Source organism: Rahnella woolbedingensis (genome assembly GCF_003602095.1).
Classification (GTDB): domain Bacteria; phylum Pseudomonadota; class Gammaproteobacteria; order Enterobacterales; family Enterobacteriaceae; genus Rahnella; species Rahnella woolbedingensis.
Genome location: NZ_RAHH01000023.1, coordinates 14,167 through 38,929, shown reverse-complemented (window position 1 = coordinate 38,929; position 24,763 = coordinate 14,167). Strand labels below are relative to the sequence as shown.

Below are 24,763 nucleotides of genomic sequence, written 5' to 3'. Positions count from 1 at the left end.
TTCCTCAGGCAATTACTTGTTCAGCGCCAGGCCCTGCAAACGGATCAGCCCGTCGGCGTAAGGCACGAAACCGGTCACTTTCTTGCTGATACCAAAAATGCGCGGTTCGAAATACAGATACACCAGCGGGTCGTCGAGGTTTTCCTGTACTACCACCTGCTTGTAGAGGGCTTTACGCTTTTCGACATCGCTGGTCAGACGCGCTTCCTGCAACCACTGATCGACCTGCGGATTGCTGTATTTGCCGTCGTTCAGGCCGCCTTTGGTATTGAGGAACGAGAAGATATTGCCATCGGGATCCGGGCGTCCTGACCAGCCGGACATGCTCATTTTGAATTCACCGCTTTGCTGGCGATCCAGCAGCGTGGCGTATTCCGTCATTTGCAGATTCAGGTTGATACCCGCCTCACTGACCATCGCCTGAAGCACCTGCGCAACCTGCTGGGAAGTCGGGTTGTTGGCGACCAGGAAATCAATGGTCAGCGGCGTTTTCACCCCGGCTTCGGCCAGCAGCGCTTTGGCTTTTTCGATGTCACGTTTTGGCACCGGCACGTCAGCGTGATAAGGGCTGGCAGGCGAGAAGGCCTGATTCGCCGGGGTGTACTGCCCCTGGAATACCACCTGATTCAGCGCGTCGCGGTCAATCGCCAGCGACAGCGCCTGACGCACGCGGGCATCTTTGGCCAGCGGCGTATTGGTGTTTGCCGTGCCGTTGGCGATATTAATCGTCAGCCCCATGTACCCCAGACCGGTGGTGCTGGCCAGTTGCAAATTGCTGTCGGCTTTAACCGTCGCGGTGTCGCTGGCGGCAATGCCTTCGGTGATATCCAGATCGCCGGCGCGCAGGTTGGCGAGGCGTACGGATGCATCCGGAATAGGCAGGAACACCACTTTATCGAAGTGATACGCGCCTTTGTTCCAGTAATTTTCAAACCGTTTCAGCACGATGCGATCCTGCTGAACGCGGCTGACAAACTCATACGGGCCGGAACACACCGGATGCGCTGCCACGTTACCTTTGGCCGTCGCCGCTGGCGCCATCATGGTGCCCGCACGGTCGGTCAGTTGCATCAGCAGCGCGGCGTCAGCAGTTTTCAGGTGGAAAACGGCGGTGTACGGCGCGGTGACTTCCACGGATTCAACCGAGGACAGCTCGCTTTTACGCAAAGAACCCGGCAGCGTCAGATAACGTTCGATATTGTATTTCACCGACTGCGCATCGAATTTTTCGCCATCCTGGAAAGTCACGCCTTCACGCAAATTCAGGGTCAGCGTTTTGCCATCTTCGCTGTACGCCCAGTCTTTCGCCAGACCTGGCACGATTTGCAGATGCTGATCGACATCCACCAGACGCTCGCACATGGCGCTGAACACGAAACGCCCGTAATAAGTCCGCGCCGTGGCGGGATCCAGCATGTCAGGATCGCTGCCAAGGCCGATACGCAGGGTGCTTTCTGCATGGGCGAGGCCCGCAGACGTCAGCAACATTAAGGCCGGAATGCAGGCGGTTAAGCGGGATGCAAATCTCATGGTCGGGTTCCTTGGGTTGATGTCGGGGGGGAAAGTGAAAGCCGGGTCTGGCTCGCTTGTTCAAACAGCGCACGCCGTAAGGTGAAAGCGGCGGACGGCGGCGGAACCAGCACAGAAGTGCGATCCCGTTGCAGTTCGCTCCAGCGGTGGCAGGCCACCATGCGGTTGTCACTGACAGTTTCAAGTTGCGGTTCCACCAGACGGCATTGGTCGGTGGCGTACGCGCAGCGGGTATGGAAACGGCAGCCGGTCGGCATATTGGCCGGATTGGGCATATCGCCCTGAAGCAGCGGCACCGGTCGTTTAACGCCGGGCGCGAGTTGCGGCGCACTGGCAATCAGCGCCTGGGTATACGGATGCAGCGGCTGGTCGAAAATATCATCGGTGCTGGCCAGTTCGACGATTTGCCCGAGATACATCACCGCCACACGGTCACTCATATGGCGGATCACCGCCAGACCGTGCGCGACGACAATCATCGTCAGGCCAAACTGTTGTTTAAGGTTTTCCAGCAGATTGACCACCTGCGCCTGAACGGACACATCGAGAGCAGATACCGGTTCGTCGCCCAGCAGCAGTTTTGGCGATGACGCCAGTGCGCGGGCGATGCCGATACGCTGGCGCTGACCGCCGGAAAACTCATGCGGATAACGGTTGCTGTACGCCGCGGGCAGGCCAACGGTAGTCAGCAGTTCGCGCACTTTTGCCTGCCGGTCCGCTTTGCCGCTGACGATGTTGTGCAACCACAGCGGCTCGCCAACGATTTCTTCTACCGTCATACGCGGATTGAGCGAGGCAAACGGATCCTGAAAAATGATTTGCAGGTCACGGCGCAGCTTTTTCATCTGGTCAGCTGAAAACTGCTTCAGGTTTTCACCTTCATAAAACACGTCGCCGTCGGTGGCATTGAGCAACTGCAATAACAGGCGGCCAAGAGTCGATTTACCCGAGCCGGATTCGCCGACAATCGCCAGCGTTTCGCCATGCCAGACGCGCAGTGAAACGCGATCTACCGCCTGCACGATTTTGGGTTTGGTGAACAGCGTCGAAGGGCCTTTGAAGACTTTGGTCAGCCCGGCGGCTTCCAGAATGGGGCGGGGGGCGTAGCTCATGCGCAGGCTCCTTCAGCGGACAGAGCGAAAAAATTCTCCAGCGGCGCATAGAAACAGGCGACGTGGTGCGAGGACTGGTGCAGCGGACGCAGCGCCGGTCGTTCCTGATGACAACGCGCATCGGCAAACGGACACCGCGTCGAAAACCGGCAGCCTTTCGGCATATCTTTTGGCAACGGTACGGCACCGGGAATGGTGGACAGCGCACCCTGGCGCGAGGCCAGCGACGGCATCGAGCCCATCAGCCCGATGGTGTAAGGGTGCTGCGGATTATTGAAAATATCGGCGACCAGCCCCTGTTCGACGATCTGTCCGGCATACATCACCGCCACGCTGTCGGCGACTTCCGCCACTACGCCAAGATCATGGGTGATCAGCAGCAATGCGCTGCCGGTTTCCTGCTGAATGCGGTTGAGCAGAGCGAGGATCTGAGCCTGAATGGTGACGTCCAGTGCGGTGGTCGGCTCATCGGCAATCAGTAATTGCGGGCGGTTGATCAGTGCCATGGCAATCATCACGCGCTGGCGCATACCGCCGGAAAGCTGGTGCGGATAAGCGTCCATCCGTAATTCCGGTGCAGGGATTTGCACCTTTTTCAGGATTTCCAGCACCTGCATCCGTGCCTGTTTTTTATCCGTCCCCTGATGGCGTATGACCGCCTCCGCCAGCTGATCGCCAAGCGTCAGCGCCGGATTGAGCGAGGTCATCGGCTCCTGAAAAATCATCGCCAGTTCCTGACCACGCAGATCCGCATACTGACGCTCAGACAGCCCGAGCAATGAGGTGTCGTTGAGGCGGATTTCGCCCTGTAATACTTTGGCGCTGGCGGGCAACAACCCCATCAGCGCCAGCGAGGTCACGCTTTTTCCGCAACCGGATTCCCCGACCAGCGCCAGCGTTTTCCCGGCTTCAAGCTGTAAGGAAATACCGTCGAGCACGGTCGCGGGGGAACCGGAAAACTGCACCCGCAGGTCGTTGATGTGTAACAGCGGCGTGACGGATTCGGCCGGGTCAGTCATCAGTAAAATCCTCGTCGTCATCATTCAGGGTGGAAAGAATCGCCTGTTGCAGCGCCAGAAGGTGCTCGCGCATCACTCTGGCGGCCTCTTTCGGCTGGCGTGCGGCAATGTGTTCTACGATGCGCTCGTGATGATCGTCGTAACGGTTCAGGCGTTCCTGATTTCGTGCCGCATTTCGCACCGCCAGCCAGCTCGGGTCACGGCGGATGGCATCAACAGCGTCGAACAATCCGAGCAGAAGCCGGTTACCAGCGGCATCAGCAATCGCGCGGTGAAAGGCACTGTCCCAAAGCTCAATCTGATCCGGATCGCCGCGCGACATGGTTTTCACTTTGTCGAGTAAACGGCGCATCAGCTGAATTTGTTCCGGTGTGGCGCGCAGGGCGGCGTATTTCGCCAGCCCCGGTTCGATTTGCAAACGTGCTTCCATCACTTCCTGCAAGTTCGATTGTTTCGGCAACGCCTGCAAACTCAGCGGCTGCGCAGGACCATTCGGGCCGATAAACGTGCCTTTGCCTTGTTTGCGCCACACGCGGCCTTCTTCTTCCAGCACGTCCAGCGCACGGCGAATTTCACGGCGTCCGACATCAAACATCTGCATCAGATCCCGCTCCGCCGGCAGCGGCTGAGTTTGATCCGGATGCTGCTGTATCAGCTGGCGCAACTGCTCCAGAGCTGAACTCGACGTTCCGTTAGAAGGGGGCATCGCCCCGGCGTTTATTGGCATATGTCAGTGTTCCGCTGGGAATAAAATCGTTAATCAGTCCTTTGCATTTTCCGAACCAATTTTGTAATGGTTCATAAAAAAGTTTTGCAAAAAGGAGAATTTGTTAATAATTTCAAATGTATAAAAATCACGCAATCTGGAAGGGTTGGCTGATGACTATCCCGTAACGCATTGAATATTTGGCGTTATGCACAAGTGTAGTGCGTTAAATTAATGTTAACGAATCGTAATGGTGCGTGATTTTGTGGTATGAGAAGTAGATCAAAGAAGCGTAATAAGTGGGGGAATGGTTCGCTATCTTCCTCAATACCAAGCGAAGAAAATGTATGGAGGGAGCATTCAGGGATATTTCGGAAGCAGGAGAGTGGATAGGCAGTGATTTCGTCTGTTTTTTCGTTTGTCATGGCGGGACTTTGCGCAAACACATCTGGACGCTGAAGGGCGCCCTCCAGCGAAGTCTGCAAAAAGACCGGAGTCTCTGATTTATGCTGGTGTTAACATTGGGAAGGGATCAGAAGGGGATCAAAAAATCGGATATCTCAAAAGTGTGCAGAACTAAAACAGGTTTACTTACAAGTTCACCAGTATAGATCCCTATACTCGTTTTTATAGATTGGGGCCTGTAAATTAAAAAGAACTTTTCAATATTTACTGGGTAATTTATTAATTTTAATTAATAATCCTCGTTTGATAACTATATATCCACCTGAGTTAAGCTCTGACAGAATTTTCAAAATCCCGCTGCGGGACAACTGTGTTCTCTCCATGATGTAATGAACCGCTGGCAACGTTGACCGTCTTTCAAAATCTTCATCTATCAATGCGCGCAGGCTGTTGCAGATAAGCTCATAGCTCGAAAGGGCTGTATTCAACTGCGTATAGTCATTGGCGCGAGCACTCATATACATCAATGTATGACTAAGCGGTTTCCACAAGCTGTTGGTGTCAACATGTAACAGGAAATCGTCCAGAGGCAGATGCATATACTCGACGGGGGTGATGGCTTGAATGAGAATGTTGTCATGGTCAATCACCAAGTCACTGATACCAATTATAATCGGAGCTTTCAATATACCGAAAAGTAGTGAGTCCGTACTGCGTTTAAACTCACACTCACCCTGTACTAGTGAGAAGCACATTTTTTTATCGTTTACCCTCAGCGGGAAGCGTTGTCCAGGTTTGCTCTTGCGCATGTTGAAAACGTTTAACATGGAGTTCTGTAATGTTTGAATATGCGTAATGGGTTTTGTCTGGGTAAATATTTTGCTGTTGCTCATGAGCGACCATTTAAAAAACACGGGTTACTGTAATTATAAGTGAAATCGGTAACAACGATAAGCGAGTTGTAGTGGCACAGTAAATCTGGGCACGACAAAAGCCCCGACATACGGGCGGGCAGTGGCGTTGCTCAGGCACGAAGGAAAATGTTTGTGGGATGTGGGTCACCGACAGATCGACAGATCGACAGTGTGGCAGGACTTGCGCTAAGGGACGCCCATCACTTCACGACACTTCAACTGAGCGTTGACTCACAGGCTCCTAAGAAGATTTGGTGATTTTTAGCGGTTCACCGTTCAGTGGATGACTAACAGATTTGATCCATTTTTGGACTTACAGGACATAAATGAATCGTAAAGCCTTTGAGAGTATGTGGTGACTATATAATAATGCTTAGGAAGCAGAGGCATTGAGCGCAGCATCAGGAGTCATGTTTTCCTTTGTGAGCGAAGGGGAGGGGTTGCCTATCTTGTTACCATAAGAACCTTTAACAGGTTTTTTAATTAATTGATGACTTTATAGGTTTACATCCATGTATCATCAAACGTACCTGCTCGGAATTATTTGTATTATCACCCTGATCTGATTTTTATTATCAATAACGGAATCTTATAGTTCATTCGAGCAAATGGTATGTATGAATTAAGTAAAGTGACAGAACGAACAACGGCATTAGCTGCAGTTGAAGAGATTTTAACGTCGATAAAACCTTTAGTTCAAATAAAACAAGGGCGCATTGGGCAACGTTTTTATCTCGAACAGAATGATCAAAGAGTCTGCATTCTGCTTTATAGCGGAACATTTATTGCTAAAAGAATTCCGGACTCACTGGTGTTATCAACGATAAAAACACCTAGTATTGTCGGATTGCATGATGTATTTCTTGCGAAATCGTATATGCACCTGTTGGCGAGAGGAAATGTTGAGTACAGTATATTACCGGTGGATGATTTTTTTTGCCACGTAGAGTCCAAAAACCTGTGGAAAAACGTTTGCCATATGTTAATGCTTTCCGCAACAAGGTTTTGTGAATATCAGCGAAAAATGGTCGGCATTAGTAATTATGAGTTGATTTGTAATTTTTTGACTTCATTGAGCATGGAGAGTTTTGACGTCAGGGCTACTACGACCGCGCTGGAATATATTCAGGAGAGGAGTCTGCTTTCACGTAGTGGAATAATGAAAACCCTTTCATCATTGAAGATGGGCGGCTATATAGAGATTAAAAATGGGTTACTTATAAAAATTAACGCGTTACCAAAAAAGTTTTAACATGTTGCTAATTGCAATATATTTAATGGAGCCATTTTTATGCGCTCATCAATTGAAGTGATAGACCTGATTTTAGAATTATCGGCAGTGAGACTCACGCCCGCCTGGTTTTATAACAGTCTGAAGAACATCCCCGCAGCATTTATAAGGTTGAATTTTAGGTGATATTTCCTGAGGGTGAAGTGTGGATTGTATTACGTAAAAACTACAAGCCGATAAGTAAGGAGGTTTTTGACTTGATTCACGAGCGTATTTTCAGACCGGGTTTAACACTCATGAAGAAAATGACTCACCTCATTCAGTAAGCGAAAGGATCGTTTCACTGGGTAATAAGTTGTATTTCATTTAAACAAAGGATTATTTCCATGAAAAAATTAGTTATTGCTGCATCTATTATTGCTTCTCTGTCTACTGCTGCATTTGCTGATGACGGTAAAATCAACTTTATTGGTGCTATCACCGATGACGCATGTACTGTCGTCAACAACATGTCCAGCCCGCTGACAGTGACTCTGGGTACCGTGTCCAGCAAGGCATTCACTGCAGCAGGCTCTACTGCATCACCGACCCAGTTCACCATCGCACTGAAAGACTGCCCGGCTGCAATGACTTCCGCAAAGGTGAAGTTTGACGGTACAGCAGACAGTAATGTTAACACCATTCTGGCTTTGACTCAGGAGTCAGGTGTGGCGACTAACGTGGGTATTCAGTTGACGGATAACAATAATATTGTCGTGCCATTGCACACAGCTTCTTCATCTTATCCGCTGACCGCAGGTGACAATAATCTGAACTTCGTAGCTCGTTACTATGCAACAGCAGCAACAGTGACTGCAGGCCCTGCTAACTCTTCCAGTAATTTCACCATCGTTTACAACTAATCAGGATTGCCTTCTCACCTTTTTTCTGTGTTGGGAAGGCATTTTCACGAGTCGACTTTGGTTGGCCCATCTTCTTTGGAGTATTGCATTGTTATGAATATCTGGTTTAAAGCCCTCTGCCTTCCCTTATTAATGAGCGGTACGCTGGCGCAGGCGGCTGATGTTGGTGGTGTGACCATCGGCGGCACTCGTCTGATTTACAACGGCGGGAAGAAAGAGGCTTCACTAAACGTCACTAATACTGACACCAACCCCTATCTCATCCAGTCCTGGGCGGAAACTCAAAATGGTGGCGCTGAGAAAGCCCCCTTTATCGTGACCCCGCCATTATTCCGTCTGGAAGGGAATCAGCAAAACCTGTTACGCATTGTTCGTACCGGCGGTAATTTGCCAGAAGATCGCGAGTCTCTTTACTGGTTAAACATCAAATCCATCCCTGCGGGCAGCAAAAAGGAAGGAGCCAATACTCTACAGATTGCGGTCAAGACCCGCATCAAACTGCTATATCGCCCTCAGGCCTTAAAAGGCATGCCAGAGGAGGTGACCAACAAACTGACATGGTCACAGAGTGGTACTCGCCTGACCGTTAACAACCCAACTCCATTCGTGATGAATTTCCAGCAGGTAAAAGTGGGAGGGCGGGAAATCAAAGACATTACTTACGTACTGCCAATGACCCAGGCCATTTTTACTACACCCGTTAACGTGAGTGGGCCGGTGAGCTGGAAGCTGATCAGTGACTACGGTGGTACCGGCGCTGAGCATACTACAGGGCACTAGCAGAGCATTAATACTGAGCATGAATATTCATGAGTGTAAGGAATCAAAGGCTTACGTGGGAATGGGGTGTTAAGGATGAACAATTATAAAGGACACATATGTCCACGTTTAAGCCGGGTAGCCTGTTTTGTGGCTGCTCAGATAGCGCTGATTACCGGGACAATGATGACGGCGCAGGCGCGAGATTACTTTGACCCCGCACTGTTGGAACTGGGGGCGCCTGGGCACAAAGCCATTGACCTTTCATCCTTTGAAGATAAAGGAGGCCAGCTGCCTGGCACTTATCGGGTTGATGTGTTTCTCAACAACGAAAAGATGGAAACGCGTAACGTTGAATTTCGTATGGCCAGGAACGCTAAGGGTAGCGATGTGCTGCAACCCTGTATCCCGGTCGATGATTTAGCAAATTGGGGGGTGTTAGTTAAAAAATACCCGGAGCTTGGCGCGTCGGGAAGTGCCTGCGCCAATCTGGCCGCGATCCCTCAGGCGAATAGTGAATTTCGCTTCGAACGCCTGCAATTGTTGTTGAGCTTGCCACAAACGGCTGTCAGCAACTCGGCCCGTGGTTGGGTTGACACAAAGCTCTGGGATGAGGGTGTCCCGGCAGCATTGCTGAACTACAGCCTGACCGGTGCTAATAATTACGCCAGGAGTGGCCAGGGCGACGACAGCAACAACCAATACGTCAACCTGCGCCCCGGTATCAACATCGGCCCTTGGCGTCTGCGCAATTACACCACCTGGAGTCGGTCAGACAACGGCGGTGTCAATGGCACAGCCGAGAGTCATTGGGATACGGTCTATACCTACGCTCAGCGCGACATTATCTCCCTGAAAAGCCAGTTCACAGCCGGGGACAGTTCCACTGCGGCGGATGTGTTCGACAGTGTCTCTTTTCGTGGTGCTCAACTGGCATCTGACGACGACATGTTGCCGGAGAGCCTGCGCGGCTATGCGCCGGTGGTGCGTGGGATTGCCCGCACCAATGCGCAGGTCACCATTCGCCAGAACGGCTATACGATTTACCAGACCTATGTGGCACCGGGCAGCTTTGAGATTACCGATATGTACCCCACCGGTGGTGCGGGTGATTTGTATGTGACGATCAAGGAATCTGACGGCAGTGAGCAGCAACTGGTTATCCCTTATGCTTCCCTGCCAGTCTTGCAGCGTGAAGGGCGCCTGAAATATGCCATCACTAGCGGCGTATACCGCTCCTATGACAATAGCGTGGATCAGACGGCGCTTAGCGAAGGAACCGTGATTTATGGCTTGCCTTGGGGATACACCGTCTATGGCGGTGGGCAATTTGCCAGTAAATACCAGTCATTGGCTCTGGGTCTGGGCAAAAACCTCGGGGATTTAGGGGCGTTGTCTGGAGATATTACCCAGTCCTGGGCAAAGCAAAAAAATCAGGATAAAGAGAGCGGTCAGTCCTGGCGCGTACGTTACAGCAAAAACTTCGTTCAGACCGGTACCAACTTCGCCATTGCCGGCTACCGCTATGCGACGGACGGCTATTGGGGCATGCAGGAAGTGCTGGATACCTACACTGATGGCAACACGTACACGTTGCAGGAACGCCGCAGAAACCGTGCCGAACTCACTGTGTCACAGGATTTATGGGAAGGTGGTGGCAACCTTGGCCTGAGCGCGGCACGAGAAGATTACTGGAATACTGACCGGCGTATGGAGTCGTACACCGCCAGTTATAACAATTCCAGGGACGGTATCAGTTATGGGCTGAGCTATACCTACAACCTTAACTCGACGGTGAACTACGGGGCCGGTTCTCACAGAAGTGGACGTATCTACGATAAAGATCAGCTGTTTGCCTTTAATGTGAGTGTCCCGTTGAGCAAGCTTTTTGGCGATAAGACCTCAACCACCTATGCCAACTACATGCTCAATACCAGTAAGAACGGTAATACCACCAATAGTGTGAGTGTCGGCGGTACTACGCTGGAAGACAACAACCTGAGCTGGAGTGTGCAACAGGGCTATGGTTCACAGGGGCAAAGTAACAGCGGTGCTGTGAATACCGATTGGCGTGCGGCCTACGGTGAAATCAATGGCGGTTACACCTATGACCATAACAGTCAACGCATGAACTACGGTGCGCAGGGCGGAATTATCGCGCATGAAAACGGCGTGACCTTCGGCCAACCACTGGGTGAAACCGTGGCTCTGGTGGTTGCACCGCAAGCAAAAGGTGTCAGCGTACAAGGCCAGACTGGAGTTAAGACTGATTTTCGTGGCTATGCCGTGGTGCCGTATACCAGCCCATATCGTAAGAATGATGTCACGCTCAATACCCAAACCTTTGCTGACGATACGGAAGTGGCCATTACCACCCAAACCGTTATACCAACGCGGGGTGCTGTTGTGAAAGCAACGTATCAGACCAGTGTCGGTAACCGGGTATTGATGACGTTGCTCCGCACAAACGGCCAGTCAGTACCTTTCGGCGCCATTGTGACAAGCAAGGATACCCAGGGTGCAGAGGGCTTTATTGTGGGGGATGCAGGGCAGGCGTATCTCACTGGGCTGGCGCAAAACGGTCAGTTGAACGTGAAATGGGGTTCTGGAACCGATGAACATTGTACCGTCATGTACAGTCTGCTCAAAGTCACCAGCAGTATAGCGAATATAAATGGTCAGTGCCGATGATCGGTTGACACTGACTATAAGGAATAAACATGAAGAAATTTATTTGTATAACAGCTTTTCTTAAAAAGAAAAAAGCATTGGGGCTGGTAATGACGGTTGTGATGGCGGGTATGTTTAACATCTCACTGATTACGTCGGCACAGGCCTGTACGCCTTTTCGTCAGAGTCTGGCCGCTCCAGCAAGCATTAATTTGAATCCCACCTTGCCAGTTGGGACTGTGGTTGCAACTGTCACATTAACCTGGCCAACATTTTTGAGTTCCAGTGATTGTGGTGTTGTTTTTAATGGTCGTACGGATATATTTAACATTACTGGTTATGGCTCACCCTCTGGGAATCTTTACGCTACTGACATACCGGGGCTAGCCTATCGGGGGAAAATAACGGCCGGGTGGCCTTCGAATTTTATTGGGAAATACTGGCCGCAATCACTAAGTAGTGGGGTGGGCACTAATTCAGGGGTAAGCGGCGGCTCGGTAATGGTGGAATTTGTAAAAACGGGTCCAATACAGCCAGGAACCTTTGGCCCCCAGGTGATTATGTCTGCAGCAATAGCAAGCACTCCGTGGTTTGAGTTATATCTGTCGAGCCCTATCATTGTTAAACCCACGGTACCGGCATGCACAGTAACTCAATCGGCAATTACGCTAAATCTTGACGATACCAATACATCCCAATTGGCTGCTTTGGGGAATACGAGTAAAGATAAAGATTTTAATATTCCATTGAGTTGCTCATCTGCCAGTAATATTTCCCTGGCTTTTAGTGGTGATATTGTCGATGCCGCCAATGCGGTATTCCGTAACCTTAACAGCAGTAGTGCCAATGCGGCCAGTGTCGGGATACAGATATTGAAAGATAATATGCCAGTGCCGACAACTGTAGGTGATTATCTCAATCTGGGACCGATCAATGGGAGTATTACAATACCGATGACGGCCCGATATTATGCATTATCCAATAATATTGATGTGGGGACTGTCAGCTCGATTGCTTATGCAACCATTATTTATAACTGATTTTTCTATTAGAAATGACCATTGCCTTTCAGGCAGTAAATGATACATAAAGGAGTTTTAAAATGAATAAGTTTGCCAAAGGATTGATTGCTGCTCTGATAGTAGGTTCCTGTTCTCTGGCCGCGCATGCGGCAGATACCACCATTACCATTAACGGTAGAGTTATCGCGGCGGCTTGTACTATCAACAACAGTGGTGCCTACACGGTCACGATGGCTGATGTCACTGCTGCAACCTTGAACACAGCCAACTCTTATGGTGACTGGAAAACTTTTGATGTGACCCTGAGTAATTGTCCGGTGGGTACCTCTTCTGTCACCGCTACATTTGACGGTACGGCCGATGTTGCTGATGCGGCCAAATATGCCAACACGACCGGTACGGGTTATGCCACCAATGTGTCCGTGCAGGTACAAAACCGCTCTGGCACCGTGGCTGACAAAGGCAAAAACAGCACGATGACAGTGGATGTGGACGGTAGCAAAAATGCCACTTTCGACCTGCAGGCGCGTCCTTATAGTAGTACTGGGAATGCGGGCGTAGGGAATATCAATACTGTCGTACTGATGAACTTGGCCTACAACTGATTTGCCATTACCTGGCAGGAGAGCTGATCATGTTAAAACGTGTGTTTTTTCTCAACATGCTACTTCCCGCCTTTGCGGTCCTGTCGGGCACAGAAGCAAAAGCTGTTGATGTGACAATCACCGGTAGGGTTATTGCGGCATCCTGCACTGTTAGCCCGATGCTGACTGGGGGGCAGGAAGTTAATCTTGGCACGCTGGGAAGAACTCAATTCCAGAATGCTGGCGATGCCGGAGACTGGAAAAGCTTCAGTCTCAATCTGACTCATTGTCCGGTGGGAACCAGCCAAAGTACCGTTACGTTTTCCGGTACACCGACGGGGCCCGGTGGTTCGTTGTTCGCGAATACTGAGCCGGTCACGAGCGCCGCAGCTAATATGGCGGTTCAAATGGCAAAAGATGCCGACCACAGCGCGGTATTGTCAAATGGCAAAAGCATGACGGTCGATGTTGATGACGTGACCAGGACCGCAACCTTTCCGTTGGTGGCCCGCCTGTATACCGGCGCTGGCAACGTTGGCGCGGGACGGGTTTCTAGCAGTGTGTTGGTAAACTTTACCTATCAATAATAATTGAACTCAACCCACACGGCTGTAAAGATTCCACTGCGTGGGTTGAGCGATATATCGGGGGTTGGGAAATAAAATATATGTGTATAAATAAATCTTAACGTTTCTATTTCTTACGCAATGACATTTAAAATATTATAGCTTCCCCTTGCAATGGTGACTGTCCTTACAGACACATCTTCACAAGTATAGTATGATAATATCATCAGGACTGATCATGTTAAAAATTGCCATTGAGGACTCCAACGCGTTTTATAAGCATGGTTTTGAATTGTTTCTTGAAAAGATATTCTTCCATGCAGAAAAATATTCGATTGAAGTTGAAAGCTTAACAAAACAAAATGTTCTGCAAGCGGACGTAATCGTAAAGGAGTTTAATGCGGGCGCACAATTCCTCTGTCATCCCGCATTAAAATTTCGCAGAAGACCAGGTCTGATAGTGGGTATTTACGATGGCAAAAAAAACCTTCACCACAATGGATTGCCACTGTGTATTAAGGATGTTGTTTTTATTTCACGGTCTGAGTCATTGCACAGCATCAGTGAAAAAATCTTCATTGCATGGAAGGATGTCAAAGCAAACCCTATACTCTCTCATTCCGGTAAATGCTTACAATGCAAATTTCATAATCTGACACCTCAACAGATTTTAATTGCGAAATCGCTGCTGCGAGGTAATGATATTTTCAGAATATCACAGCAGTTAGGTCTAAACATAAAAGCTGTCAGTTCGCATAAAAGAATGATTATGAGAAAATTTGGTCTCAAAAGTGATTGTGAGTTATTAATTTTTTTGAAGATTTTTAAGAAAAGCGATCATCCAATATCTTTATTTGATAGTTGATAATGTAAATACAAAATCATTTTTAACAGAAAGAATCCGCGTGTCACATTTTAATAACCGCTTGCGCGCTAGTTTTGACTCTCGGGTTTTCGACTTCCTTTTTCTCCGGTCAGAGCATAAACAATGATAAGTTGAGTCTACAGACTCTTTGCCGTGACTTTACTTTATACGCCCGCATTACGCTAAACGGTTGCCCATAAAATTATATAGCGTCATTCAATTGAAGACAGTGATGATGGCACTTCTTCGCAGGAGACGCCTTAAAGTCATGGTTTACTTTTAAGGCGCCTCTGGCTCGGTTATCGCCAGAAATAACAGCAATATACGCCGTTTATCCCCCGATTATTTCGGACAAAAACCGTGTCTAATACCTATCATCAGAGGGGTGAAAACCCAATCAGTCTTGACTCTGAGGGCTGAGGTCGTCCGAAGAAATAGCCCTGGAACAGCGTACAACCTTCTTCTTTCAGACGCCGGAACTGCTCGTCGGTTTCGACACCTTCTGCGGTGGTCTGAATGTCCAGACTGCGACTCATACCGGTGATGGCACGGATAATCGCCAGCGCTTCGCGGCTGTCCTGCATGTCATTGATGAATGACCGGTCGATTTTGATTTTATCGAACGGGAATGACCGCAGATAACTCAGCGATGAATAACCGGTGCCGAAATCGTCAAGTGCAATGCGCACGCCAAGTGATTTTAGTTTGCGTAGAGTGCTGATATTACCCAGCGTGTTATCGAGCAAGACCGATTCGGTGATTTCCACTTCGAGGCGTGACGGATCCAGCCCCGATGCTTCCAGCGCAGATTCCACCACAGACACCAGTCCGCTGTTTTTAAACTGGATCGGCGAAAGGTTTACCGCAACGGTCTGATTGCCTTTCCAGGTAGTCGCTTCGCGGCAGGCTTCGTGCAAAGCAAATGATCCCAGACTGTGAATAAGCCCCGTTTCTTCAGCAATCGGAATGAAATCGACCGGCATAATCAGCCCGTTTTCCGGATGGTGCCAGCGCATCAGCGCCTCATAACCCATCACTTCATCATGACGCGCATCGGTGATCGGCTGATAGTAAAGTCGCAGCTGATTACAGGTAATCGCATCACGCAAATCCATTTCTACCACGCGGCGTTTACGGGCGGCGGCATCCATTTCGATACGGAAATCTTCGTAGCGGTTACGGCCGTTACGCTTGGCTTCGTACAGTGCCATATCGGCACAACGCAGCAACTGATCGGGCGTGTTTTCTGCAGAATCTGCCAGCGCGATACCGATACTCAGGCCGACCGAAAGGGAATGGCCGTCGATGATCACCGGCGGGCGCACCGATTCAATCAGTCGTTTGGAAATCTGATGCGCCGCTGAAATGTCTTTCAGCCCCGGCAGCACCACGGCAAATTCGTCGCCGCCAATGCGTGCCAGCGTATCGTCATCACGCAGCGTCATGCGCAGGCGTTTGGAAATCGCGCGCAGCAGCTCATCACCAATCTGATGGCCCAGTGCATCGTTGACGTTTTTGAAGTTATCGAGATCCAGACACAGCGTGGCGGTGTGGCTGTGGGTATAACTGTCACGCTGTAAGGCTTCACTCAGACGCTGGCTGAACAGAATGCGGTTCGGCAGACTGGTCAGATTGTCGTGATGCGCCATGTGGTGGATCCGGGCGTGCGCGGCCTGCTGGTCGGTCACGTCGTCGGCGATCATCATCACGTAGCTGGTCTGCGGATCATGCCCGCGGATCACCGAACTGGTGGTCTGCAACGTGCGGTCACCGATGGCGGTCTTCAACTGCTGTTCGCTGCGGTGGACGCCTTCCGCTCGCAGGCATTCGTCCGACTGCTTATTGATAAAGGTGCTCAGCCCGATGCCCATACAATCCTGGGGACGCTTGCCGAGCATTTTTTCACGTGAAATGCCCAGTAAACGTTCAGCCTGACGGTTCACCAGCAAGATCTCGCGGGAAACAGCATTCTCAACAATCACTGATGACGGAATATTGGCAATGACCGTATTCAGAAATTGTGAGAGAGAGGCGAGCTGTTCACTGTTGGACTCCGCCAGTTCTTTGGCCTGCAACAGCGCCTGCTCCGTTTCACGACGTTCAGTCACATCGCGGGTGATCTTGGCGAAACCTATGATTTCACCGGCCTCACGTAGCGCTTCAATAATGATATGCGCCCAGAAAAGAGAGCCATCTTTGCGCTGTCGCCAGCCTTCGGATTCGTAACGGCCCGTTTCGCGCGCCGTTTCCAGGCCATGCTGTGGCCAGCCGCTTTTGCGATCTTCCTCGGTGTAAAAGCACGAGAAATGTTTTCCGACGACTTCTTCAGGCGTATAACCTTTTGCCCGCTGCGCACCGGCATTCCAGTTCGCAATAATGCCATCGGGTTTAAGCATGTAAATCGCGTAATCTTCTACGCGCTGAACCAGCAACCGATACAATACATCAGAATCTTCGCTCATTTTATTTTGCCTGCTAGCCTGCCGCCTTTACGGGGATCCTTCCGTACTAAAGTCCGGCTAAATAGTGCGCCTGTTCCCGACGCATTTTTGCTGTGATGTGCGGATGAAACGTTAGCATAAGATAATTCTTAGTTCGCCAAATTTTGCTTCTAACGTACTTAAATTTAAGCGTATTTAGCAAAAAGATCGGCCTTAAGTGAAATTCGGTATTTGGCTTTTAAATAGCAGAGGAGTTATCGGCAGGGCGGCAGTTAACTTTAATGAAAAGGCATACAAAGCTCACGCGTTACAGCGTTTCAATAAACACGTAAAAAAGCCGCAACAGGGTGCGGCGGGGGGCGAAATGGCGGACGGGGAATTTCGGGAGTCAGTGATGGCGGACTGTCGCTACCGATTCCCGCAAAATAAGCTCTGAGACAAATTTATTCTGCTCGGATAAATAACCACCATCGAGCATGGAAATAATCTGGCTGATCACTTCGCTGACCATATCGCTGACCGGATCTTTCACACTCGATAACGCCGGAATTAGAAACGGTGCGGTCGGAATATTATCAAACCCGATCACCGATACATCGGCGGGAACAGCAATACCGGCATCGTTTAATGTTTTCATTGCGCCGATGGCCATTTCATCGTTACTGGCCAGAACAGCGCTGAAAGGTACGCCGCCTGCAAGCAGGGTTGTCACCGCCGCCGCGCCGCTGGTTGCCGACCATTTTCCCTGCACGATCAGCGATTCCTGTACCGCTAAACCGGCAGAGGTTAACGCTTCTTTGTAACCGGAAAGGCGTTCAATGGCGGTCGGGGAATCCATCGAGCCGGTGATAAACACAATATTACGATGACCGCGTTCAATCAGTGCCTGCGTAGCCTGAAAGCCTGAACCTTTGTGGTCGCAATAAATACAATGACTCTGATGTTTGCGTAATTTGCGGTTCACCACCATGACCGGCTTATTGTATTTATCGATGATTTCATCCATTTCATCGACCGATAAAAAGCGCGGGTAAATAATAATGCCGTCACAGCGCAAATCATGCAGAAACTGAATGGCTTCCCGTTCTTCTTCGGCGCTGTGTTTACCATCGACCAGGATCAGTTGACGCCCGTTGGCATCGAGTTTTTTTGCTGCCTGCGAGATTAACTCGCTGAAATAATTGCCGTTATACAGGGTATTGGTGACCACGAGTCCGATGCACATCGATTTACTGGTCGCCAGATTGCGCGCCAGCAAATTTGGCCGGTAGCCCGCTTCTTCGATGGCTTTAAACACCTGATCTTTGGTTTCCTGGCTCACATATCCCTTCCCGGAAAGCACACGGGAAACGGTGGCTTTGGAAACCCCTGCTTTATTAGCCACTTCCTGCATTGTTGACATCAGCCACACCCAAAAAATGAAAAATTATCCGTCATTCTACACATTCCCGGTGTTTAGCGATGATTTCACCCTCGCTGAACACCATCTGGAGATCGCCATCACAAAAATAAAACAGCGTTGCAGGTTTTTATTGAAGTCATGAAAGGAACTGCACATTCTCGTATGAAACCGGTTACCTATCGTTTCACAAAAACAGAACATTTCATAAAAAGCGGTTTCACAGAAGCCAGGGTTTCTGAAAAACATTCATAACATTATGAATCACAGAGAGTTGTCACTCATGTCTAAAAATTTTGAAGCAATTTCACAGTCGATTGTCGCAGCAATCGGCGGTGCGGAGAATGTGGCGGCAGTAACGCACTGCATGACGCGCCTGCGCTTTGTGCTCAATGACGAATCTGCCGTTGATACCGCCACACTGAAAGCCATTACCGGCGTCATGGGCGTGGTGCGCAATGAAAAACAGTGCCAGGTGATCATCGGTAACAACGTTTCCCAGGCCTATGCCGAAGTGCTGAAACTGTTGCCTGAAGGCTTTGCTGCGGCCAGTGATAATGCACCAGCGAAAAATAAAATCACCTTTAAACGTATTGGCTCCGGCATTCTCGATGCGCTGATCGGCACCATGTCGCCGCTGATCCCGGCGATTATCGGCGGTTCGATGGTCAAACTGCTGGCGATGATCCTGGATATGGCCGGCGTATTCGACAAGGGCGCATCGACGCTGGTTATCCTCAACACCATCGGCGACGGCGCGTTCTTCTTCCTGCCGGTCATGGTGGCGGCGTCGGCGGCGGTGAAATTCAAAACCAATATGTCGCTGGCGATTGCGATTGCCGGGATCCTCGTCCATCCGGCGTTTATCGATTTGATGGCGAAAGCGGCGCAGGGGCAGAAAGTTGAATTTATCGGGATATCGGTGACGGCGGTGAAATATACCTATACCGTGATCCCGGCGCTGTGCATGACCTGGCTGCTGTCTTACATCGAAAAATGGGTAGATCGCATTACGCCGGTGGTGACGAAAAACTTCCTCAAACCGATGCTGATCATGCTGATTTCGGCACCGATCGCCATCATGCTGATTGGCCCGATGGGCATCTGGATCGGTACCGGAATTTCAGCGGTGGTGTATACCGTTCACAGCTATCTGGGCTGGCTTTCCGTTGCGATTATGGGCGCCGCCTGGCCGCTGCTGGTGATGACCGGCATGCACCGCGTATTCACTCCAACGATTATTCAGACCATCGCTGAAACAGGTAAAGAGGCGATGGTAATGCCCTCAGAAATTGGCGCCAATCTGTCACTGGGCGGTTCCTCGCTGGCGGTGGCATGGCGTACCAAAAACCCGGAACTGCGCCAGACCGCGCTGGCCGCTGCGGCTTCGGCGATTGTTGCCGGGATTTCAGAACCAGCGCTTTACGGTGTTGCGCTGCGCCTGAAACGTCCGCTGATCGCCTGTTTAATCAGTGGCTTCATTTGCGGTGGCGTAGCCGGAATAGGGGGACTCGCCAGCCATTCGATGGCCTCTCCGGGGCTGTTTACCAGCGTGCAGTTCTTTGACCCGTCGAATCCGATGAGCATTGTCTGGGTGGTGGGCGTGATGATCCTCGCCGTGGTGATATCCTTCTTCACCACGCTGTTACTCGGATTTGAAGATATTCCGGTGGAAACCGTGGCGCCAAAAAATACCGCGCCTGAATCAACGGTTCCCGCTGCCTTTGCGGTTTCGCAAAGCACCGTTAAATAAATTAAGGAGAGGATTTCTCATGGCAGTATCAGCATTTCCCGACGGTTTTTTATGGGGCGGCGCGATTGCCGCAAACCAGGCTGAGGGCGGCAGTTTTGAAGGTGGAAAGGGGCTGACCACGGTCGATATGATCCCGCACGGCGCGCACCGTCTGGCGGTAAAAACCGGTCAGGAAAAGCGTTTCTCATTTAAAAGCGACGAGTTTTATCCGGCGCATCAGGCGATTGATTTCTACCATCGTTATAAAGAAGACATCGCACTGATGGCGGAAATGGGCTTTACGGTGTTCCGCACGTCGATTGCCTGGAGCCGCATTTATCCTAACGGCGATGAACTGACGCCAAACGCGGAAGGCATCGCGTTCTACCGTGATGTGTTTGCGGAATGCAAAAAGCACGGCATCGAACCGCTGGTCACGCTGTGTCATTTCGATGTGCCGATGCATCTGGTTATCGAATACGGTTCATGGCGTAACCGCAAAATGGTCGAGTTTTTCGCCCGCTATGCGCGCACCTGCTTTGAAGCGTTCGACGGGCTGGTGAAATACTGGCTGACGTTTAATGAGATCAATATTCTGCTGCACAGCCCGTTCTCGGGGGCCGGTCTGGTCTTTGAAGAAGGCGAAAATCAGGAGCAGGTCAAATATCAGGCCGCGCACCATGAGCTGGTGGCGAGCGCTTTAGCAACGAAAATCGCCCATGAAGTGAACCCGCAAAATCAGGTCGGTTGTATGCTGGCAGGCGGGAATTTCTATCCGCAAACCTGCAAGCCTGCGGATGTGTGGGCAGCGTTGCAAAAAGATCGTGAAAACCTGTTTTTCATCGACGTACAGGCACGCGGCGAATACCCGACCTACACCCGCCGCGTTTTTGCTGAGAAGGGCGTTAATGTGGTGACGGAACCGGGCGATGCGGAAATCCTGAAAAATACCGTTGATTTCGTCTCGTTCAGTTACTACGCGTCACGCTGTGCGTCGGCTGACATGAACGACAACAATAGCAGCGCCGCCAACATCGTCAAATCGCTGAAAAACCCGTATATCGAAGCCAGCGAATGGGGCTGGGGAATCGATCCGCTCGGTCTGCGCATCACGATGAATATGATGTACGACCGTTATCAGAAACCGCTGTTCCTGGTGGAAAACGGCCTCGGTGCGAAAGATGAAATCAACGCGCAGGGCGAAATTAACGACGATTATCGTATCAGCTATCTGCGGGAGCATATTCACGCGATGGGCGAGGCAATAACAGACGGCGTGCCGTTGATGGGCTACACCTCGTGGGGATGTATCGATCTGGTTTCCGCATCGACCGGTGAAATGAGCAAGCGCTACGGCTTTGTTTACGTCGACCGCGATGATGCCGGGAACGGCACGCTGGAAAGAAAGAGGAAGAAATCGTTTTACTGGTACAAGAAAGTCATCGCCAGTAACGGGACTGATTTAGCCTGATATCACAACGGGGAACAGCCGCCAGCCGGTTATTCCCCTGATAACGTTTAACCTGCCGTACTTGATCTCACTTTCAGTTTCCCCGCCATAATCACCCGCGTGGCAGCGTCTTCGCCCGAACACAGATATTCCACCGCCATACGGCCCAGTTCGTAATAAGGTAACTGAACGCTGGTCAGCTTCGGCGTCATCTGATCGGCGATACGCTGATCGTCGTAACCGGCGACCAGAACATCCTGCGGAATGCGCAGGTGCAGTTCGGTCAGCGCCTGATAACAACCAATGGTCATCCAGTCGCTGGAGCAAAAAATCGCGTCCGGTGGTTCGGGCAGTTTCATCAGGTCCAGCGTGGCGCGATACGTTTCATTCAGCGACCAGTTAGTCGCCTGAACCAGTTGATCGTCCTGCGGCATACCGGCTTGCATCAGGGCTTCGCGATACCCTTCGAGGCGCATTTCACAAGCTTCCATCCAGTTATCCCCCATGATATGGGCAATGCGCGTCGCACCATGATCAATCAGATGACGGGTGATTTGTAGCGCATTGGCGCGGTCGTCGGGCAGGAATGTCGGCAGTAACGGAAAGGCACGATCGTACACATTCAGCAGGACAACCGGCAACTGCGTCTGGTTAGCAAAGGGTGAAAAATCAATGGACTGGGTGATGGGCGAGGCAATGATGATGCCGGCGCAGCGTCGCTGGTTCAGTTGCGCGATAATCCGCACGGCCAGTTCGGCGTCATCGCCATAATCATAAACCGTCAGCAGCGTGTCGTTCCGCCAGGCCGCTTCACGGGCTTCGCTCAGGGCATCGACAAACGGGTCATAACTGGGCATGGCATTGACCAGCAGGGCAATCTCTTCCTGGCCGCTGTCATTGTGGGGCGCAGGCATTTTCTTGTAGCCGAGCGACAGCGCGGTGCTGAACACCCGCTGACGGGTTTCCTCACTGAGTTTAACGGAGCGCGAGTTGTTTAAAATCAGCGAAACCGTGGCCTGTGACACACCGGCTTCCCGCGCAATATCACTCATCGTGACTTTGTTTTTCTTCTCCATTTCCCTTTTCCCGTCGCCCATATTTTTCCTTTCGCACTATATCACAGCGGCCGATTTTGCCCGACTACCCCGCAGTTTACGTAAAAGAGTGTGATCTGAATTGCAGAACCGGAGCGTGCAATTTGCAGCCAGCTTAATCAGGTAATAAACATTAGCTAATAATATTAGTTACTGCATTTCTTTTACATTACTGACGAGGAGAAACGGATGAAACAGCAGTGGAGCACGGGGCAGGCCGCGGAATGGGGCAAAAAGCAGGGATGGATCTGCGCCTTCAACTACCTGCCACGTACAGCGGTGAACTGGACAGAACTCTGGCAGCGCGAAACCTTTGATGCGCCGACTATCGGTCAGGAGCTCGGCTGGGCGCATGAAGCGGGCTACAACCAGCTGCGTATTAATCTGCCGTTTATTGTCTGGCAGGATGATCGTGACGGTTTGCTGGCGCGCATTGATGAGTTTCTGGCGATTGCCGCCCGTCATCAGATAAAAGTGATGCTCACGCTGATGGATGACTGCGGGTTCTCCGGCGATGAACCTTTCCTCGGGCCGCAAAAAGCGCCGGAACCGGGCAAACATAACAGCCAGGCGGCTGCCAGTCCGGGCCGTGATGTGGTGTGTAACCGCGATATGTGGCCGGAAGTGGAGCGTTATGTGCGCGACATCATCCGTCATTTCCGCACCGATGGTCGTATCGCTATCTGGGATTTATACAACGAACCGGGTAACCGTGGCACCTTTGCCACCGGGCTTGAGGAAGTGTTGTACGACGAAAAGCTCGAAGTCTTTGCGCTGGAACTGATGCAAAAGGCGTTTGTCTGGGCGCGTGAGGAAGATCCGCAACAGCCGCTGACCGTCGGTGCCTGGCATTTCTCTCAGGATCTGGATCAGCCGGAAAGCGAGTTCTTTACCCATCCGATCGATGTCGAAGCGGCAAAGCTTTCCGATGTCATCAGTTTCCACGCGTACGTCGCCACGCCGAAACTTTTGCAGGCGCTGCGTTTCTGGCAAAAATTCAACCGTCCGATGCTGTGTACCGAATGGCTGGCGCGTCACGTAGGCAGCGTGTTTGAGGAACAACTGCCGCTGTTCAGCGCGTTCAACTGTGGCTGTTATCAGTGGGGGCTGGTGCGCGGTAAAACCCAGACCACGCTGCCGTGGCCGGTGGTGCGCAAAGGGAATCACGATTATGCGCATCTGTGGTTCCACGATGTGCTGGACGAATATGGCATTCCGTTCTGTCGCAAAGAAATGGAACTGGTCCGCCGTTTAACACGAATGAAATAACCCTTCCTACAGGCAGCACAGGGACTTGCGAGGCGATAAAAATGACGATTTCAATGAAAATCCCTTCAAGGGAATTGTGGTCTTATTTTGGTTACGGGCTGGGGCAATGCTTCAGTTTCGGATTAGTGGGTTCGTTTATTAACTATTTTTACACTGATGTTTTGGGGATTTCCGCACTGGCCGCCAGTACCATATTCTTGGTCGCCCGTGCGTGGGACGCAATACACGATCCGTTGTTTGCCAGCGTGATGGATACCATCCAGACCGGCTTCGGGAAATTCCGTCATTTCATGTTACTGGCGCCGTTTCTTATTACGCTGGTCACGCTGGCATCGTTTTATAATATTGATGCCCCGATGGGGATGAAAATACTCTATGCCGGTGCGACTTATATTTTATGGGGCACGTTGTACGCTATTTCCGATATTCCGTTCTGGTCGATGAGTTCGGTAATGAGTTCTGAGCCCAAAGAACGTACCAAGGCCGTGACCGCGGCGGTGCTGGGTGTGAATGCCGGAATTGCCTGCGCCGTTATTAACCCGCCGCTATAAAAAGAGAACGCTGTTTATTGCGCTGTGTATTCTGGATATCGTGGTGCGTATCGTCCTGTGGTTCAGCGGTTATCACAATCTCGTGTGGCTGTTTATTCTGCTTGGCCTGAGTACGGTATTCGTGATGATGAGCAACCTGTTTACGTCGGCGATGATCGTCGACACCATCGAATACGCTGAATTTAAAACCAATAAACGTTGCGCCGCTATTACGTTCTCCGGCCAGACGTTCACCGGTAAAATGTCAGTCGCCGTCGGCGGCGGGCTGGTAGGGATTTTCCTCACGGCGATCCATTATGTTCCGCAGGCCGCGCATCAGACCGAAAGTGTGCTCAATGGTTTGTTCTTTGGCATCAGCCTGTTACCGGCCGTCGGTTCGCTTATCCGCATCGGTTTTATGTGGTTCTTCGATTTCACCGAAGACAAACACGCTGAAGTGCTGGCGATTCTCGAGCAACGCCGCAAATCCGGTGAAACCTTTGAAGAACCCCCGCAGGGCGAGGGCAGGCCGTTAGAGGTGTAACTCCCCCTGCGAAGGGGGA

19 protein-coding genes and 1 pseudogene are annotated in these 24,763 nt (G+C 50.9%); 12 read left to right on the top strand and 8 right to left on the bottom strand.

Annotated elements, in window-relative coordinates; all coding sequences use genetic code 11:
- Positions 1 to 12 precede the first annotated feature (12 nt).
- The 5 genes from D6C13_RS18180 to D6C13_RS18160 all read right to left on the bottom strand — a co-directional run bounded on the left by D6C13_RS18180 (position 13) and on the right by D6C13_RS18160 (position 5,665).
- Complete coding sequence (locus D6C13_RS18180) at positions 13 to 1,530, bottom strand: ABC transporter substrate-binding protein (protein ID WP_120134105.1); 1,518 nt, start codon at positions 1,528 to 1,530, stop codon at positions 13 to 15.
- Positions 1,527 to 2,642: an ABC transporter ATP-binding protein gene (locus D6C13_RS18175; RefSeq protein WP_120134104.1), complete on the bottom strand. Its 1,116-nt coding sequence runs from the start codon at positions 2,640 to 2,642 to the stop codon at positions 1,527 to 1,529. Before D6C13_RS18175 ends, D6C13_RS18180 begins: the two co-directional genes overlap by 4 nt.
- The gene (locus D6C13_RS18170; protein WP_120134103.1) at positions 2,639 to 3,661 is read right to left on the bottom strand and encodes an ABC transporter ATP-binding protein; all 1,023 of its coding nucleotides are present in this window, start codon (positions 3,659 to 3,661) and stop codon (positions 2,639 to 2,641) included. The genes D6C13_RS18175 and D6C13_RS18170 overlap by 4 nt, the downstream gene beginning before the upstream one ends.
- A complete protein-coding gene (locus D6C13_RS18165; protein ID WP_120134102.1) occupies positions 3,654 to 4,388 on the bottom strand; it encodes a FadR/GntR family transcriptional regulator in 735 nt (244 codons plus the stop codon). Before D6C13_RS18165 ends, D6C13_RS18170 begins: the two co-directional genes overlap by 8 nt.
- A gap of 641 nt (positions 4,389 to 5,029) precedes the next feature.
- Positions 5,030 to 5,665, bottom strand: coding sequence for a helix-turn-helix domain-containing protein (locus D6C13_RS18160; RefSeq protein WP_120134101.1), 636 nt, complete (start codon positions 5,663 to 5,665; stop codon positions 5,030 to 5,032).
- Between the two features lie 634 nt (positions 5,666 to 6,299).
- Between D6C13_RS18160 and D6C13_RS18155 the strand changes: the two genes are divergently transcribed.
- The 8 genes from D6C13_RS18155 to D6C13_RS18120 all read left to right on the top strand — a co-directional run bounded on the left by D6C13_RS18155 (position 6,300) and on the right by D6C13_RS18120 (position 14,285).
- Complete coding sequence (locus D6C13_RS18155) at positions 6,300 to 6,938, top strand: helix-turn-helix domain-containing protein (protein ID WP_120134100.1); 639 nt, start codon at positions 6,300 to 6,302, stop codon at positions 6,936 to 6,938.
- A gap of 365 nt (positions 6,939 to 7,303) precedes the next feature.
- Positions 7,304 to 7,819 carry a fimbrial protein gene (locus D6C13_RS18150; protein ID WP_120134099.1) on the top strand — a complete coding sequence of 172 codons (516 nt, stop codon included), beginning with the start codon at positions 7,304 to 7,306 and terminating at the stop codon, positions 7,817 to 7,819.
- A gap of 93 nt (positions 7,820 to 7,912) precedes the next feature.
- Positions 7,913 to 8,599 carry a fimbrial biogenesis chaperone gene (locus tag D6C13_RS18145; RefSeq protein ID WP_120134098.1) on the top strand — a complete coding sequence of 229 codons (687 nt, stop codon included), beginning with the start codon at positions 7,913 to 7,915 and terminating at the stop codon, positions 8,597 to 8,599.
- 75 nt (positions 8,600 to 8,674) lie between these two features.
- On the top strand, positions 8,675 to 11,269 hold the full coding sequence (locus D6C13_RS18140; protein ID WP_120134097.1) for a fimbria/pilus outer membrane usher protein: 2,595 nt from the start codon (positions 8,675 to 8,677) through the stop codon (positions 11,267 to 11,269).
- A 29-nt stretch (positions 11,270 to 11,298) separates the two neighbouring features.
- Positions 11,299 to 12,288: a fimbrial protein gene (locus D6C13_RS18135; protein WP_120134096.1), complete on the top strand. Its 990-nt coding sequence runs from the start codon at positions 11,299 to 11,301 to the stop codon at positions 12,286 to 12,288.
- 62 nt (positions 12,289 to 12,350) lie between these two features.
- The gene (locus D6C13_RS18130) at positions 12,351 to 12,875 is read left to right on the top strand and encodes a fimbrial protein (RefSeq protein WP_120134095.1); all 525 of its coding nucleotides are present in this window, start codon (positions 12,351 to 12,353) and stop codon (positions 12,873 to 12,875) included.
- A 29-nt stretch (positions 12,876 to 12,904) separates the two neighbouring features.
- Positions 12,905 to 13,441 (top strand): fimbrial protein, encoded by a 537-nt coding sequence (locus tag D6C13_RS18125; protein WP_120134094.1) that lies wholly within the window; start codon positions 12,905 to 12,907, stop codon positions 13,439 to 13,441.
- A gap of 217 nt (positions 13,442 to 13,658) precedes the next feature.
- A complete protein-coding gene (locus D6C13_RS18120) occupies positions 13,659 to 14,285 on the top strand; it encodes a helix-turn-helix transcriptional regulator (protein WP_167458046.1) in 627 nt (208 codons plus the stop codon).
- Between the two features lie 377 nt (positions 14,286 to 14,662).
- On the opposite strand, the gene D6C13_RS18115 is transcribed toward D6C13_RS18120, so the two are convergent.
- On the bottom strand, positions 14,663 to 16,747 hold the full coding sequence (locus D6C13_RS18115; protein WP_120134092.1) for a putative bifunctional diguanylate cyclase/phosphodiesterase: 2,085 nt from the start codon (positions 16,745 to 16,747) through the stop codon (positions 14,663 to 14,665).
- A gap of 367 nt (positions 16,748 to 17,114) precedes the next feature.
- A complete protein-coding gene (locus D6C13_RS18110) occupies positions 17,115 to 18,128 on the bottom strand; it encodes a LacI family DNA-binding transcriptional regulator (RefSeq protein ID WP_120134091.1) in 1,014 nt (337 codons plus the stop codon).
- A gap of 280 nt (positions 18,129 to 18,408) precedes the next feature.
- Here D6C13_RS18110 and ascF point away from each other — a divergent pair, with 280 nt between their 5' ends.
- Positions 18,409 to 19,878 (top strand): PTS cellobiose/arbutin/salicin transporter subunit IIBC, encoded by a 1,470-nt coding sequence (ascF, locus tag D6C13_RS18105; protein WP_167458045.1) that lies wholly within the window; start codon positions 18,409 to 18,411, stop codon positions 19,876 to 19,878.
- 19 nt (positions 19,879 to 19,897) lie between these two features.
- Positions 19,898 to 21,328: a 6-phospho-beta-glucosidase gene (locus D6C13_RS18100; protein WP_120134090.1), complete on the top strand. Its 1,431-nt coding sequence runs from the start codon at positions 19,898 to 19,900 to the stop codon at positions 21,326 to 21,328.
- A 47-nt stretch (positions 21,329 to 21,375) separates the two neighbouring features.
- On the opposite strand, the gene D6C13_RS18095 is transcribed toward D6C13_RS18100, so the two are convergent.
- Positions 21,376 to 22,383, bottom strand: a complete 1,008-nt coding sequence (locus D6C13_RS18095; protein WP_120134156.1) for a LacI family DNA-binding transcriptional regulator — start codon at positions 22,381 to 22,383, stop codon at positions 21,376 to 21,378.
- 207 nt (positions 22,384 to 22,590) lie between these two features.
- Between D6C13_RS18095 and D6C13_RS18090 the strand changes: the two genes are divergently transcribed.
- Positions 22,591 to 23,670, top strand: a complete 1,080-nt coding sequence (locus D6C13_RS18090) for a cellulase family glycosylhydrolase (protein WP_120134089.1) — start codon at positions 22,591 to 22,593, stop codon at positions 23,668 to 23,670.
- A gap of 41 nt (positions 23,671 to 23,711) precedes the next feature.
- Positions 23,712 to 24,744 (top strand): annotated as a pseudogene (locus D6C13_RS18085) (MFS transporter).
- The last annotated feature ends 19 nt before the right edge of the window (positions 24,745 to 24,763 follow it).

Bases quoted from the DNA above. Each gene is read 5' to 3' on its own strand.
- D6C13_RS18095 (WP_120134156.1), bottom strand. From the start codon at position 22,383: ATGGAGAAGAAAAACAAAGTCACGATGAGTGATATTGCGCGGGAAGCC.
- D6C13_RS18120 (WP_167458046.1), top strand. From the start codon at position 13,659: ATGTTAAAAATTGCCATTGAGGACTCCAACGCGTTTTATAAGCATGGT.
- D6C13_RS18135 (WP_120134096.1), top strand. From the start codon at position 11,299: ATGAAGAAATTTATTTGTATAACAGCTTTTCTTAAAAAGAAAAAAGCA.
- D6C13_RS18180 (WP_120134105.1), bottom strand. From the start codon at position 1,530: ATGAGATTTGCATCCCGCTTAACCGCCTGCATTCCGGCCTTAATGTTG.
- D6C13_RS18145 (WP_120134098.1), top strand. From the start codon at position 7,913: ATGAATATCTGGTTTAAAGCCCTCTGCCTTCCCTTATTAATGAGCGGT.
- ascF (WP_167458045.1), top strand. From the start codon at position 18,409: ATGTCTAAAAATTTTGAAGCAATTTCACAGTCGATTGTCGCAGCAATC.
- D6C13_RS18100 (WP_120134090.1), top strand. From the start codon at position 19,898: ATGGCAGTATCAGCATTTCCCGACGGTTTTTTATGGGGCGGCGCGATT.
- D6C13_RS18140 (WP_120134097.1), top strand. From the start codon at position 8,675: ATGAACAATTATAAAGGACACATATGTCCACGTTTAAGCCGGGTAGCC.
- D6C13_RS18150 (WP_120134099.1), top strand. From the start codon at position 7,304: ATGAAAAAATTAGTTATTGCTGCATCTATTATTGCTTCTCTGTCTACT.
- D6C13_RS18090 (WP_120134089.1), top strand. From the start codon at position 22,591: ATGAAACAGCAGTGGAGCACGGGGCAGGCCGCGGAATGGGGCAAAAAG.
- D6C13_RS18160 (WP_120134101.1), bottom strand. From the start codon at position 5,665: ATGAGCAACAGCAAAATATTTACCCAGACAAAACCCATTACGCATATT.
- D6C13_RS18125 (WP_120134094.1), top strand. From the start codon at position 12,905: ATGTTAAAACGTGTGTTTTTTCTCAACATGCTACTTCCCGCCTTTGCG.
- D6C13_RS18130 (WP_120134095.1), top strand. From the start codon at position 12,351: ATGAATAAGTTTGCCAAAGGATTGATTGCTGCTCTGATAGTAGGTTCC.
- D6C13_RS18115 (WP_120134092.1), bottom strand. From the start codon at position 16,747: ATGAGCGAAGATTCTGATGTATTGTATCGGTTGCTGGTTCAGCGCGTA.
- D6C13_RS18175 (WP_120134104.1), bottom strand. From the start codon at position 2,642: ATGAGCTACGCCCCCCGCCCCATTCTGGAAGCCGCCGGGCTGACCAAA.
- D6C13_RS18165 (WP_120134102.1), bottom strand. From the start codon at position 4,388: ATGCCAATAAACGCCGGGGCGATGCCCCCTTCTAACGGAACGTCGAGT.
- D6C13_RS18110 (WP_120134091.1), bottom strand. From the start codon at position 18,128: ATGTCAACAATGCAGGAAGTGGCTAATAAAGCAGGGGTTTCCAAAGCC.
- D6C13_RS18170 (WP_120134103.1), bottom strand. From the start codon at position 3,661: ATGACTGACCCGGCCGAATCCGTCACGCCGCTGTTACACATCAACGAC.
- D6C13_RS18155 (WP_120134100.1), top strand. From the start codon at position 6,300: ATGTATGAATTAAGTAAAGTGACAGAACGAACAACGGCATTAGCTGCA.